The organism is Pseudomonas fuscovaginae SE-1 (assembly GCF_000364705.1).
Taxonomy (GTDB): domain Bacteria; phylum Pseudomonadota; class Gammaproteobacteria; order Pseudomonadales; family Pseudomonadaceae; genus Aquipseudomonas; species Aquipseudomonas fuscovaginae_A.
Genome location: NZ_AQOH01000118.1, coordinates 1 through 12,309, shown reverse-complemented (window position 1 = coordinate 12,309; position 12,309 = coordinate 1). Strand labels below are relative to the sequence as shown.

The following is a 12,309-nucleotide window of genomic DNA, read 5'->3' as shown; positions in this document are numbered from 1 at the left end:
ATTTGCGTTGGCGTTAGGGGGTCAGTTTTACATTGGCGGTGACAGGAAGCCAAGCCGGGAGAGCCTCCACGCCCACTGCTCGTGCATCGTGAGGATATGGAAACGATTGAGATTGGCTTGGCTGTGATCGACCTCTCATCGCTCAAGGTGGTCGACCACTTTCAGAGCTTTGTCCGGCCCACTCTGCACCCGGTACTTACCGACTTCTGCCGAAAGCTGACCACGATCAAGCAAAGCGATGTTGATGCTGCTCCTGGCTATGCCAAGGTTGCTCAAATACTTGATGCTTTCCTAGAGACCTACCCCAATTCAATGTGGTGTTCGTGGGGGGATTACGACTACAAACAGCTTCAGAAAGATGCCTCACGTTTGCACTGCAAACCGATGCTAGATGGGATGCTTCACACCAATTTGAAGAAATGGCACTGGAAGGTTTTCGAGTGCCGCGCAATGGGCCTACAGCCTGCCGTGGAGATGCTAGGGCTCGAATGGGAAGGCACCTACCACCGCGGCATTGATGATGCCCGCAACGTGGCCAATGTGGCCATTCACCTGCTTAGCTGACCATGGTCAAAATGCATAGGGGCCTCGTTATCGACAGGGTGCCAGCACCGATTTGCTGACGATCGAGCGATGAGCCAGTCAGCAACAGCGCAACCACGCGACGATGGCTCAAGCCAATGACATTCAGTGGCTCACGCATTTAGCCCTAAGCCCCACTACTCGCTGCACCGTGATCCAGCAAATGCCGTGCGACATTCGCAAATGTTGCGAAGCAGGTGTCGTAGTCAGGTCTCTCATGAGCGTAAAGCAACGGCATGAGCCGCTGTTCAAAATTTGCTTTTAAGCCATCGTGGGTCGCAGCGATCTCAAGGGTCTGTTGCAAGACCCCGAATGGATCTGCTTCAAATTCAGGGTGCTGCCCTCCGAACTCACGGACATCCTTAGCCACCGACGAAGCAAAGACTCGTGTGGCAGGCTCTAGCGCTTCGGGGTGGCTCGTCGCGATACGCCACACACCGTATACATGGCGAACCAGTGCTGTGTCGAAAGCACCAGGCTGGCGCCCACCCCAGCTGCTTGCGCAGCGACGCAGCAGCGACAGCACTTTTTCCGCAAGGGTCTCTGCTACGGTGATGCATTCCATGGGGAACAGAAAAGGCTCGTTGCTCCCGCTCAGTTTCTCCAGCATGTAACCCAGATTCTGCGTTTGCGAAGGAATCATGGGCGGCCGATGTACGAGCTCAATCTTCAGTTGCGGGCGCAGCGCACCTGCCACATCATGAAAATGTGCGTCGTACGATACCCACAGACAATAGTAACGGCTGCTGTCCCTACAAGTTGGATTGCCATCCTCTGCAACCCAATGGAAACCTAGCCCGGACAAGGCTCTCTCGACCTCTGCGTGTAGCGTCTTCAGCCGGCCACGATCCCCCAAATCCTTGGCAAAAGCGTAGCCTTCAGGTGGGGAGAGCAATTCGATTTTGATGTCAATGTCCTCAGACATCCTTTCGATCAGGCCATAAGCCTTCGAAAGACAGGTACCGCCCGCGAAAACCATTCGCGTAGCGACATTGACCTCTGCTGGCTTGGGGTCGCCCTTTTTCCGATTCAGTTGCCTGGCGACATGCGTGACTTGGATTTGCGAAAGGGCATGAAGGGCATCAGTGATGTGCTGATCTTTCTCTGCGACAGCGGCTGGCATGCTTTTCAGAATGCCAGCCGTCGACGCATCTTCAATACTAACCCGCAGCTGCTCTGAAAGAGTTTTCATAGACTACCGTGTTGTTCCCCACCATCACTTTACGGGAAATACGTCGGCGGCCAGTATTGACGACCGTCCCCATAGGGACCTGAGTCGACTTACCGCTGTTGTACTCGGCAACAAGAGTACTGGGTGCAATTGAAATATTCAGCTTGCGGAACAACTCTGCAACAATCATTTCCAACGTGCCAGCAGGCGTTGGCTTGCCTGTGTACTGGTTGATGCGAGTTTTCGCGAACGCGCCCTTGCTGACACGCACAAGCATACCGTTCGCAACAAACCGGGCCAGAACACGACCGACTTGCGAATCGCTCCCCATACCTGAGAACTCCGAACGCAACACAACCAGGCCTGCACGCTGCTTGATTGAACGACTCATGCGGTCTTCGAGTTTCATGTACCAGCTCCTAAAGCAAGCTATTGACCTCAAGGTCACTATAGGCCTTAACCGCAGATTTGACCAATGAAAACGGGCCTCTTACCTGACAAAACCTGCGCGTCCATAAGCGAAATTCTAATGCAAAAAAGTGGTGGTGTAGACGTTTGTTCGTCGGCAATTCGCCGTCGCAAAGCAAGGCTACGCCCCCTCCATCTGACCCATGCAGCGTTCGCATTGCCGCCTACCCCAGCGAAGGAACAGATCCAGGTTGGCAGTGTGTATGCCTGCATCGAATGCCAGCGGATGCGCGTGTCTTTGAAATGCTGATTGGTCAGGCCGAGAGCCGCCAATGACATGAAAAACCGCTTGAGGACGACATCGCGGCAACGCCCTACCGCTGCCGCCTGCCTTGCCGCACACTACCCGCTCACCAGCAGCAGGATGGAATTGACCGATGCGAGGGACCGCAGACAACCGGGCGCCTGAAATTCAAAGGCTTGAGCACCTGCTGGAAGGAATGAATTACTCCGTCTGGATCGGTGCCTATGGCCCATTCGACTCCGGCCGCTCACTCGAGGAACAGCTACGCCACTCAGTCAGCAACCGCAGTGTCGTGGGCAGGGAAACGCCCGTGTCCGGCAACGATGTGCGCAGCGAGGTACTGGAGCAACTGCTGCACTCAGGAGATGGCGGCTATGGACCGATAGACCTGCCTGGTAAGCGCTCGGAGTGGTCTGTCCCGGGCTGAGTGGACACTGACTTAAGGTGGATAATGTCCACCGCAAGGAGTGTTCATGACCCAGACCAGACGACGTTTTCCCGAATCCTTCAAACGCGAGGCGGTAGACCAGGTACTTGCCGGCACGCCGCTTCGTCATGTAGCCGAGACGCTCGGCATCGCTGAAAGCCTGCTGGGCAAATGGAAGCGCCAGTACGAGCAGCAAGGTGACGATGCCTTTCCGGGCAACGGCAAGCAGCGTGGTGAGAACGCGGAGCTGCGTCGTCTACGCCAGCAACTGGCTCAGGTCACCATGGAGCGCGATGTTTTAAAAAAGGCGCTCGCCATCTTCTTGCAGCCCACGAAGTGAAGTTCCGCGCCATCAAGGCGTTGGCTGGTCGCTATCCCGTAGCGCCAATGTGCCGGCTGCTGCGGGTATCCCGCAGCGGCTTCTATGCCTGGCAGCAGCGGCCACCTTCGGCGAGAGAGATGGCGAATCGGCGTCTGAGCAAGGAGATCCGCACCATTCACCACGAGGTGAATGGGATCTATGGCCATCGCCGAATCAAGGCCGAGTTGGCGGCCATGGGGTATGCGTGTGGTCGACACCGGGTTGCTCGACTGATGCGCGAAGCCGGTCTGCGCGTTCGCTCGCGCAAGCGCTGGCGGCTGGTTTCCAGCAGTCGTCATGCTCTGCCGATAGCCCCGAACCACCTGGATCGCCAGTTCGCCTCGGATCGCGCCAATCGGCACTGGGTCTCGGACATGACCTACGTGCGGACGGCCCAAGGTTGGCTGTATCTGGCAGTCGTGCTCGATCTCTATTCACGAGCCGTCGTCGGTTGGGCGATGCACCACCGCATGCAGCAGGCCTTGGTACACGCCGCGCTGGAGATGGCCATTGCACGCCGGCAGCCGAAAGAAGAAGTGCTGCTGCACTCGGATCGAGGCAGCCAATACTGCGCGTACGACTACCAGGCCTTACTTCGGCGACATCGAATCGTGCCAAGCCATTCACGTCCCGGGAACTGCTGGGACAACGCCGCGATGGAGAGCTTCTTCCGTTCGCTGAAGGCTGAGCGGGTGTACCTGACGCGCTATGCCAGCTACCACGAGGCGAAAACCGACCTGTTCGACTACATCCGCTTTTACAATCACCGTCGCCGCCACTCGACGCTGGGCTATCTCAGCCCACTGGAGTTTGAGCGGCGCTATGCGAGCAGTAACTCTTAACTACCTGTCCACCAGCTCCGGGACAGACCAGACTTGATGTTCGGCGGCGTGCTCGAGGAGGCCATTTCGCTGTGCGTCTCGCGCTTCTACGAGCTGGATGCGTACCACTCCCAGGAAAACCACGATGAGGGACGATCCTAAACCGTATTTTGTCCACCTCAATACTGGATCACCTAGCATTTTCAATGCATTTCCCCCTGGAAGAACACCTCTGCGAAGGCGCACATGTTTGCCGCTCAAAACAGCTTTCCAATTTCCCTGCATGGGAATAATGTAGCTCTATCTACATTTTATCGAGCTATCGCTACATGACTGATTGGTTAGCTCTGATTCTGGGATTACCGACCGCGAACGCAACAGAGCGCATGCGTGCTTGGCGCGCCCTGAAAGCTTCGGGAGCTGCGGTTTTGCGTGATGGTGCCTATCTGCTGCCGAATATCGATGCCTGCCGTGAGGCGCTGGCTGCGGTTGAGCGTGACATTCTGGCCATCAATGGAACGGCCTATGTCTTGCCAGTCGTGGATCCAAGCGGCGAACGCTTTATCGAGTTGTTCGACCGCAGCGAGGACTACGGAAAACTACGCTCGGAGATCGAGGATTGCCGCGGACAGCTCACGACCGAGAATGCGCTGTCCACCACCAAGCAGATACGCAAGTTGCGCAAAGGCTACGAACAACTAAGCAGCATCGATTACTTCCCAGGCAAACCGAAGCAGCAGATCAACATGGCTTTACAGGAGTTGGAGACAGCGGTCAGCCGAGCCCTGTCTACCCATGAGCCACACAGCCGCAACCAACCCATAACCGTACTCAACCGTAGCGACTACCAGGGACGTGTCTGGGCCACCCGCAAGCGTCCTTGGGTTGACCGCCTGGCTTGTGCCTGGCTGATCCGCCGGTTTATCGACCCGCAGGCGCAGATCCTCTGGCTGGAGCATCCCCAGGACTGCCCAACCGATGCCCTGGGCTTCGACTTCGATGAAGCGACCTTCAGCCATGTCGGCAACTGCGTGAGTTTCGAAACCCTGCAAGCCAGCTTTGAACTTCAAGAGCCGGGCCTGAACCGTATCGCGGCCTTGGTGCACTATCTGGATATCGGCGGTGTTCAGCCCGTGGAGGCTGCTGGGATCGAGCGGGTGCTGGCCGGGCTGCGCGAAACCATTATCCACGACGACCACCTCCTGGCTGCTGCGAGTGCCATCTTCGACGGCCTGCTCGCCGGCTTTGTAAAAGAGGAACACCCCAATGAATAAGGCTTTGCCACCAGCGGTTGAAGAGGAACAGTCGAGGCCGGTCGCGATCAGTTTTCGTGAGGCGTTCTGGTTCTGGTTGAAGCTCGGCTTCATCAGCTTTGGCGGGCCTGCGGGACAAATCTCGATCATGCATCAGGAACTGGTCGAGCGGCGGCGCTGGATCTCCGAACGCAGGTTCCTGCATGCCCTCAACTACTGCATGTTGCTGCCCGGGCCGGAGGCTCAGCAACTGGCGACCTACATCGGCTGGCTGATGCATCGAACCTGGGGCGGGGTGATCGCCGGCGCGCTATTCGTCTTGCCGTCGCTGTTCATCCTGATCGCCTTGTCCTGGCTGTACATCGCCTTTGGCGACGTGCCGGTGGTGGCTGGACTGTTCTACGGCATCAAGCCCGCGGTGACCGCCATCGTGGTGCAGGCGGCGCATCGGATCGGCTCCCGGGCGTTGAAGAACAATTGGCTATGGGCCATAGCCGCAGCGTCATTCGCCGCGATCTTCGCATTCAATGTGCCTTTCCCCTTGATCGTCCTGGTTGCCGCATTGCTCGGTTATGCCGGCGGGCGCTTTGCCCCCGAGAAGTTCAGAGCCGGGGGGCATGGCGCCGCCAAGAAGTCCTTCGGCCCAGCCCTGATCGATGACAACACTCCGCCCCCCGAGCATGCCCGATTCAGCTGGTTGAAACTGGCAGCGCTGGCACTGATTGGCGCCGCACTATGGGCATTGCCAATGGGGATTCTGACCGCACTCTTTGGCTGGGAAGGCACCTTAACCCAGATGGGCTGGTTCTTTACCAAGGCCGCCTTGCTGACTTTCGGTGGAGCCTATGCGGTGCTGCCTTACGTCTACCAGGGCGCGGTCGGTCATTACAGCTGGCTGACACCGACCCAGATGATCGACGGCCTGGCCCTGGGGGAAACCACTCCCGGGCCGTTGATCATGGTAGTGGCCTTCGTCGGTTTTGTCGGGGCCTATGTCTTGCAAGTGTTCGGAGCCGATCATGTGTTTCTGGCAGGGGCGGTGGCAGCGTCCCTGGTGACCTGGTTTACCTTCTTGCCCTCGTTCCTGTTCATCCTCGCTGGCGGCCCGCTGGTCGAGGCAACCCACAACGAACTCAAGTTCACCGCGCCGCTCACCGGGATTACCGCGGCGGTGGTCGGGGTGATTCTCAACCTGGCGTGTTTCTTCGGCTATCACGTGCTGTGGCCGAAGGGCTTTGGCGGTGCTCTCGACTGGCCCTCCGCGCTAATCGCCATTGCAGCAGCGATTGCCTTGTTCCGCTTCAAACGTGGCGTCATTGAGGTGCTGATGGCCTGTGCACTCGTCGGTTTGGCGCTGCATCTGCTGCGCTAGAACACGCAAATCGACTTAACAGCCTTTGTCGAGCATCGGGCCCGCCAGCTCAACCAGCCTACAGCGCTAGGCGGGAGGTGTCCCATGGGGTGGATTACCGTAAGCGGCCAGCGAACACACCTTCAGAATCCCAGCGATAAGGGCGATGGTGCAGGCGGTGTGATCAGCATGCTGTAAACGCCGGCCATTTGGCCGGTCTACTTGTCGTCGCCCCGCGCCTGCTCTGGCACAATCGGCGGCATGACTTTCTCGCCCAACCTCGACCAGATGACCCCGGAACAGCTTCGTGCCTTGGCGGCACAGGCGTTGCAGTTGCAGTCCCAGGTCGAAGCGATGAGCAAGAAGATCCAGAACGATGAAATCCTCATCGAACAGTTCAAGTTCGAAATCGCCCTGCTCAAACGCCACAAGTTTGCCAAGCGCAGCGAGCAAATCAGCCCGGCGCAAGGCAGCTTGCTGGATGACCTGCTCGACACCGACCTTGAGGCTATCGAGGCCGAGCTGAAACAGCTTCTCCCAGCTGCGCCACAGGCCGAACCACGGCAGTCCCCGAAACGAGCGCCCTTGCCGCCGCAGTTTCCACGCACCGTGATTCGTCACGAACCTGAGAACACCCAGTGCGCCTGCGGCTGCCAACTTCAACGCATCGGCGAAGACGTCAGCGAGAAGCTGGATTACACGCCGGGCGTGTTTACCGTCGAGCAACATGTACGTGGTAAATGGGCCTGCCGTCAGTGCGAAACCCTGATTCAGGCGCCGGTTCCGGCGCAGGTTATCGACAAAGGTATCCCGACCGCAGGCCTGCTGGCTCACGTGATGGTGGCCAAGTTTGCCGATCACTTGCCGCTCTACCGGCAGGAGAAAATCTTTGGTCGCGCCGGACTGGCAATTGCTCGTTCGACCTTGGCGCAATGGGTCGGACAAACTGGCGTGAGACTTCAGCCGCTAGTTGATGCTCTGCGTGAAGCGGTGCTGAACCAGGGCGTGATTCACGCCGATGAAACACCGGTGCAAATGCTTGCGCCAGGCGAGAAGAAAACCCATCGGGCGTATGTCTGGGCCTACAGCACGACGCCGTTTTCGGCGCTCAACGCGGTGGTTTACGACTTCAGCCCAAGCCGTGCTGGCGAACATGCACGCAACTTCCTGGGCGACTGGAACGGCAAGCTGGTTTGCGATGACTTCGCTGGCTATAAGGCCGGATTTGAGCAAGGCATCACTGAAATCGGCTGCATGGCTCACGCCCGTCGCAAGTTCTTTGATCTGCACGTAGCGAATAAAAGCCAGCTGGCTGAACAGGCCCTGCACTCGATCAGCGGTTTGTACGAGGTCGAACGCCAGGCTCGGGATATGAGCAACGAAGACCGTTGGCGAATACGTCAGGAAATGGCGGTGCCAATCCTCAAAACACTGCATGACTGGATGTTGGCCCAGCGCGACTTGGTGCCCAACGGATCAGCCACAGCTAAAGCCCTCGATTACAGCCTGAAATGCTGGGTAGCGCTGACGCGCTACCTGGACGATGGGGCTGTGCCCATCGACAACAACCAGGTCGAGAACCAGATGCGGCCATGGGCGCTTGGCCGCTCGAACTGGCTGTTCGCCGGGTCGCTGCGCAGCGGCAAGCGGGCAGCTGCGATCATGAGCCTGATCCAATCGGCACGCATGAATGGGCATGATCCGTATGCCTATCTCAAGGATGTGCTGACGCGGCTGCCGACCCACCGGGCCAGTGAGATCGGTCAGTTGCTGCCGCATCAGTGGGTGCCGGCCTGAATCACGCTGAGTTGGTGTGCGCTACGGAACACCCTTTCTTATCGTGTCGGCTCATAAGAGTTGAGTACCGCATCCCACTGCATTTCATGGTCTTCGACCGCAACATTCCATTCGCAACCAGACACCGCCATACGAATGTCCGATAAGCATTTACACCAATGTTGTATGCCGACCCATGATGCGTCTTCTTGGTTATCAGGGAGCTTAGTGGCGCCCGAAAACACGAGGCCCTTCTTTAGAAAACGACTTGGCTCCAGGTTGGTTGAGAAATCGAATGACTCCCAATTAAGACCAGAGCCGAGGGAGAGGAATCGTTCGATTTGATCATCTACACAGTAGCGACGAACAATCTCCTCAATAACGGTTACCTCGCTCGAGCTGAGCGGGGCCTTTCGCCTAGCAGTGTAATAGATGGATATTGCCAAAATACACCCTCAGAGTCGGTAACTGTAATTGGGGTAAAGGATACCGGGCTTGCGTCCGTTCGACTACGCAAGGTGTGTTAGCCGGACACTTACGGATTACCCGTGAACGGCTGAAGATCGACCGCATGGCCTACCCCTGGCTCATCGCGCGTTTCATCGACCTGCAGACGTGTCCAGCGGTGAGGTGCTGCGGATACAAGCAGAGAAAGATGCAGCCCCCTACTCTTCTTGCCTAGAAACAATCAAACCTTGGGCCTCAAGCTCTCTGGCCAGGAACGGGGCACGCCGGCGCAGATAGTCCAGCGAAATATCGCCATCAAAGTAGGCCTTGGCGTACTCTTCCCGAACCTTCAGGCAATCATGGTCGTTCAAGCTCAGTCGTTTGATGGTGGCGAGAATGCGCGCCTTGATGCCGGGATCAAGACCCTCACCCGGGATGACCTGGTAGCTGACCAGTTCGAGACGAAACCACCCGTCCTCGACCTCGAAAGGATCCAGGACATCCTGATAGTGATTCTTGCGGGCGTTCATCAGCGTGCAGGCCAGACGATAGTTCTGCCACTCATAGACATCGTTCCACGTCTGAGATTTAGGCAGCATGTGGTCCACTGAGCCACCGCCGGTGACACGTTCAATGTAAATACAGATATAGGCGCAAAGACGACCGTACGCCTCCATCAGATCCGGCAAAGCCTCGGTCCAAATAGGTGGAAATTTATCGGCCGGAATCTCTTCGCGTGTTTGCGCGACTACCTTTCTGGGCCGACCCTTGCGTTTCTCCAGCCCCTGCTCGCCTATCAATTCCGCGATAGCGCGCAGTCCTGGCTGCCGGACCTTTGCCTCAAAGCTGTCAGGCTCGCCTGCAGGTTGAACTCGAATCATGCGCCGCCCACCTTCTGCTCGCGGAAATGGCTCCAACGAATCCAGAAGGAGTCGACATCGCTCAGACTGCTGCGCAAAGCCGAGTCGATATCACTCAATGTGCGCTTTTGCTCAGCCGTGAGAGGTTGTTTCTGCAGGCTGACTTCGCGCAAGAACTCACGCGCCCTCAGCAACGCCTCTTCAGCAGCGACCGAGCTGGGCTCCTTCAGATTGAACACCTCGGACGACAACCAGGCGTTCACATCGCCTTTACGCGAATAGGGATAGAGGGATGCCTGTACCTCGGTGCCGACCAGGTCAAAGTCCCAAATGCAGTCGCGCTCGCTGTCAAACTCAGGCTCTACCGAAGCCAATACTAACGGCGAGTGAGTGGCCGCCAGCAGTTGCACAGGTACATCCCGGTTACCGGTCAGCGCGTTCATGACATTGAGCAAGGCAGGGACGATGCGGCGCTGCCATTGAGGGTGCAGATGGCACTCAATTTCATCGATCAGAAAGATGATCTCTCTGGCCGGCTGTACACGGTAACGCTCGTAGGCGAGTTGATGCTCTCGCCATGTCCATACCAAAAGGTAGGCCAAGGCTGCGATACGACGCATGCCGGCCGACGCTTGAGTCAGTGGGACATCTTGTCCATAAGGCATGCGCAGAGAGGGAATGTCCCGAACGCTGTCACCCACGCGCATCGGCTCGCCTGGCTGCATCTTTTCCACACCAGAGGGTGATAACGCATCCAGCACTTTGACCAGATCATCGAACGCCGACTTGCCGCCCTCCTGCCATAGCACCCAGTCACTGATCAACCCGTTACACAACTGGGTCTTGCCGTCGCTGGAGCGCAAACCGTTCCAGACCTCATCAGGTGAAAAGTCAAAGCTACGGGGACGGTTCGGTGCCGCGGCCTCTCCCTGATCACCTTTCCAGTAGTTACGAGCGGGGTCCCAGACCGAGAAACTGCCATCGACACCTGCGTAGATCACGACACCCGGAATCGCCGGACGGCTCTGCTTGACCGACCATTGCTGGGCCTCATGATCGAAGTCGCTTCTGTAGGCAAAGTCGCCAGTGCTGCCTTCGTAGCAATAGGCGATCGTCGACTGGCTGGCATCCCTGCGTGGAGTAGCCATGCTGTCTCTGTGCCAAGTACGTGTCAGCGACCACCAAGCGATGTCGAGCACGAAGCTCTTCCCCAGGCCGTTGTCACCGGTCAGGAAGTTCAGCCGTGGTTTGAAGTCGATGGCGAGCGTCTGGGCAGGACCAACCCCTTCGAACGTCAGGTTTTTAAGCATGGGCGGTGTCTCCAATCATTCGGGCGCCGACCCATAGGCGCGGAATGAAGCCCCATGGATCTGGGCTGCAATCCAGCAGGTCGCGATGTGCATTCATACAAGGCACTTGTGCCTATTCTCAACCAATCATTTTGAGGAACCGTAGACGGCTCTCCAGCGCATTGGAGGCCCATTCGGGACATGTCCTTGCACTGGATTTGTCTGAGTCCGCCAGCCACGCTCGCACGCTACGTACACTACATGGACGCTTGGTCTCTTGAGCAATGAGTTCGGCCGCCCGGGCCTGGGTAACGCCCGACTGCTCAATCAGCCACAGGAGCTTATCTTTAGGGTACATGGAAAGCCTCGTAGGCACATGTGCCTATTGTAATGCATCGAGGCGAGCACGTCGAAAGACTCCAAACTTGCACGCGAGGGGAATGTGCAACAGATCGTGAACTGTCTATGTGACAGTGAACCGCCATATCCCGGCCTTAGCCCAAAACAGGTTTCTGAGCTGCCCGCACGGCAGTGAACACCTGCCTATTGGTAGGCTTGATCGACCACTGGGCGGCAAGTAGTACAAATGTACTCTTTACGAGCATGATGCTCAGCTCACAAACGTTCATGAAGAGCATCGAACTCCGTCAGCGGCCCATCCTGCTTATCACCCCTGCCTCGCATCGCAGCAGTCCCCATTCGATACCTATTGCACCGCTCTCGGCAAAACCTCATCCCATAAACCAGTTTTCCTGCTGCGCCAGCGGGACGCGCTGAGGAGGATTTGAGGCTTCTCTTTTAGGAGCCTCGCCATGTCTTACCCTCATTTTCACCACAGGTCATCGGTGACCTTCACTCACTGCCCAATGAAACAAACCTTGCCGCCGGCGACCAGAGTCAGGTCGCTCTACGCCCTCCTCCTACGTACTGCCTCAGCGGTAATTAGCCCATCACTTCATCGCTGCGGACAGCCGTTGGCCGCTGAGGATTGCAACGTTTTCCCGCGCTGCGTGCGTGCACGGGCGGTGAAACCATGAACCTGACCACGCGCAAGTACCTCAAGATCCTGGGGCTGATTGTCTTCGTACCGTTGGTGCTGGCTCTGCTGAGCCTGCTCATGGCAAGCCTCGTGGCGATTGGTGGTTTTTCCTTCATGCGCTTCGCGGCTTGGCAGGAGTGGCAGGTTCATAACTATTGGTCCTTCCTGGTTGCCCGCGGCGTTTTTCAAGGTAGTTGTCGCGTCAACCGTCTAACTATGC

At 57.5% G+C, this 12,309-nt stretch carries 12 protein-coding genes; 8 read left to right on the top strand and 4 right to left on the bottom strand.

Annotation, left to right across the window (positions count from 1 at the left end):
• Positions 1–96: 96 nt before the first annotated feature.
• A complete protein-coding gene (locus tag K675_RS30715) occupies positions 97–564 on the top strand; it encodes a 3'-5' exonuclease (RefSeq protein ID WP_232434424.1) in 468 nt (155 codons plus the stop codon).
• A gap of 145 nt (positions 565–709) precedes the next feature.
• Here K675_RS30715 and K675_RS0112455 read toward each other — a convergent pair whose 3' ends face one another.
• Positions 710–1,774 (bottom strand): nucleotidyl transferase AbiEii/AbiGii toxin family protein, encoded by a 1,065-nt coding sequence (locus K675_RS0112455; protein WP_026145133.1) that lies wholly within the window; start codon positions 1,772–1,774, stop codon positions 710–712.
• On the bottom strand, positions 1,743–2,162 hold the full coding sequence (locus K675_RS0112450) for a DUF6088 family protein (RefSeq protein ID WP_017903848.1): 420 nt from the start codon (positions 2,160–2,162) through the stop codon (positions 1,743–1,745). Before K675_RS0112450 ends, K675_RS0112455 begins: the two co-directional genes overlap by 32 nt.
• A 499-nt stretch (positions 2,163–2,661) precedes the next feature.
• Between K675_RS0112450 and K675_RS0112445 the strand changes: the two genes are divergently transcribed.
• From K675_RS0112445 to K675_RS33620, 6 genes are all read left to right on the top strand, one after another.
• Positions 2,662–2,892, top strand: a complete 231-nt coding sequence (locus tag K675_RS0112445) for a hypothetical protein (protein WP_157383933.1) — start codon at positions 2,662–2,664, stop codon at positions 2,890–2,892.
• A 46-nt stretch (positions 2,893–2,938) separates the two neighbouring features.
• Positions 2,939–4,095 (top strand): IS3 family transposase gene (locus K675_RS0112435; protein WP_420066338.1). Its coding sequence is split into 2 segments (ribosomal slippage): positions 2,939–3,199 and positions 3,202–4,095, totalling 1,155 coding nucleotides; the frame shifts between segments, so codons are not numbered across the junction.
• Between the two features lie 308 nt (positions 4,096–4,403).
• The gene (locus tag K675_RS0112425) at positions 4,404–5,348 is read left to right on the top strand and encodes a chromate resistance protein ChrB domain-containing protein (protein ID WP_026145131.1); all 945 of its coding nucleotides are present in this window, start codon (positions 4,404–4,406) and stop codon (positions 5,346–5,348) included.
• Positions 5,341–6,699 carry a chromate efflux transporter gene (gene chrA, locus K675_RS0112420; RefSeq protein WP_017903842.1) on the top strand — a complete coding sequence of 453 codons (1,359 nt, stop codon included), beginning with the start codon at positions 5,341–5,343 and terminating at the stop codon, positions 6,697–6,699. The genes K675_RS0112425 and chrA overlap by 8 nt, the downstream gene beginning before the upstream one ends.
• A 240-nt stretch (positions 6,700–6,939) precedes the next feature.
• On the top strand, positions 6,940–8,475 hold the full coding sequence (gene tnpC, locus K675_RS0112415; RefSeq protein ID WP_017903841.1) for an IS66 family transposase: 1,536 nt from the start codon (positions 6,940–6,942) through the stop codon (positions 8,473–8,475).
• A 499-nt stretch (positions 8,476–8,974) separates the two neighbouring features.
• Positions 8,975–9,136 (top strand): chromate resistance protein ChrB domain-containing protein, encoded by a 162-nt coding sequence (locus K675_RS33620; RefSeq protein WP_080635337.1) that lies wholly within the window; start codon positions 8,975–8,977, stop codon positions 9,134–9,136.
• On the opposite strand, the gene K675_RS0112410 is transcribed toward K675_RS33620, so the two are convergent.
• Both K675_RS0112410 and K675_RS0112405 read right to left on the bottom strand, forming a co-directional pair.
• Positions 9,120–9,782 carry a hypothetical protein gene (locus K675_RS0112410; RefSeq protein WP_017903840.1) on the bottom strand — a complete coding sequence of 221 codons (663 nt, stop codon included), beginning with the start codon at positions 9,780–9,782 and terminating at the stop codon, positions 9,120–9,122. The genes K675_RS33620 and K675_RS0112410 overlap by 17 nt on opposite strands.
• A complete protein-coding gene (locus K675_RS0112405) occupies positions 9,779–11,071 on the bottom strand; it encodes an AAA family ATPase (RefSeq protein ID WP_017903839.1) in 1,293 nt (430 codons plus the stop codon). The genes K675_RS0112410 and K675_RS0112405 overlap by 4 nt, the downstream gene beginning before the upstream one ends.
• Before the next feature lie 1,012 nt (positions 11,072–12,083).
• On the opposite strand from K675_RS0112405, the gene K675_RS30710 reads away from it, so the two are divergent.
• Positions 12,084–12,309: hypothetical protein (locus tag K675_RS30710; RefSeq protein WP_198291640.1), on the top strand; the 226-nt coding region annotated here is incomplete at its 3' end.

Bases quoted from the DNA above. Each gene is read 5' to 3' on its own strand.
- K675_RS30715 (WP_232434424.1), top strand. From the start codon at position 97: ATGGAAACGATTGAGATTGGCTTGGCTGTGATCGACCTCTCATCGCTC.
- K675_RS0112455 (WP_026145133.1), bottom strand. From the start codon at position 1,774: ATGAAAACTCTTTCAGAGCAGCTGCGGGTTAGTATTGAAGATGCGTCG.
- K675_RS0112450 (WP_017903848.1), bottom strand. From the start codon at position 2,162: ATGAAACTCGAAGACCGCATGAGTCGTTCAATCAAGCAGCGTGCAGGC.
- K675_RS0112445 (WP_157383933.1), top strand. From the start codon at position 2,662: ATGAATTACTCCGTCTGGATCGGTGCCTATGGCCCATTCGACTCCGGC.
- K675_RS0112425 (WP_026145131.1), top strand. From the start codon at position 4,404: ATGACTGATTGGTTAGCTCTGATTCTGGGATTACCGACCGCGAACGCA.
- chrA (WP_017903842.1), top strand. From the start codon at position 5,341: ATGAATAAGGCTTTGCCACCAGCGGTTGAAGAGGAACAGTCGAGGCCG.
- tnpC (WP_017903841.1), top strand. From the start codon at position 6,940: ATGACTTTCTCGCCCAACCTCGACCAGATGACCCCGGAACAGCTTCGT.
- K675_RS0112410 (WP_017903840.1), bottom strand. From the start codon at position 9,782: ATGATTCGAGTTCAACCTGCAGGCGAGCCTGACAGCTTTGAGGCAAAG.
- K675_RS0112405 (WP_017903839.1), bottom strand. From the start codon at position 11,071: ATGCTTAAAAACCTGACGTTCGAAGGGGTTGGTCCTGCCCAGACGCTC.